This window comes from Paraburkholderia ginsengiterrae, assembly GCF_001645125.1.
GTDB classification, from domain to species: domain Bacteria; phylum Pseudomonadota; class Gammaproteobacteria; order Burkholderiales; family Burkholderiaceae; genus Paraburkholderia; species Paraburkholderia ginsengiterrae.
The window spans coordinates 1-483 of record NZ_LXKA01000177.1 but is presented as its reverse complement, the minus strand read 5'-3'; the positions used below and the strand labels follow the sequence as shown (position 1 = coordinate 483).

General features: G+C 77.2%; 1 protein-coding gene. It reads left to right on the top strand.

What is annotated here, in order from left to right; genetic code table 11:
• A partial coding sequence (locus A6V37_RS39105; protein ID WP_425262277.1) for an exodeoxyribonuclease VII large subunit occupies nt 1-148 on the top strand: 148 nt, incomplete at its 5' end.
• Nucleotides 149-483: the final 335 nt, after the last annotated feature.

Here is a 483-nt window from a genome sequence, read left to right as displayed (position 1 = left end):
CCCGTGCGCCCTCAACGAACAAGTTCTGGCGAGCGCCATCGCGGAGAGCGCCCTTCCCCTCGTCAGCGGCGCCGGTCCCCAAACCGACCCCACCACCGCCGACTCCGCGCCGGACGTCCCCGCCCCCACCCCGACCGGCCCCGCCTAACTCGTCAGTCCGCATCCCGTCCTCCTCCTGTCCCCCCTCGTTCTCCTGCCTGGCACGCCCCCCCCCCGCCCTGCCCGCGCCTCCCCCGGTCTGCCGTCTACCGCAAGCCCCCCGACCGCCGCCCGCCCACCGTGCCCGCGCGGACATCCGCCCTCCCGCCCCACACCAGCCCCCCGCTCACTTCCGCCGACCCGCACGCACGGCCCCCGCCCCCCCGCCCTTGGCCCGCGTCGCCGTACCACCGCCGACTCACCGCGTTGCCCACCACCCGCACGCCCTCCGCCGAACGCACTCTGACGTCCTCCCACCACACAGCCGCCCCCACACGCCCCGCC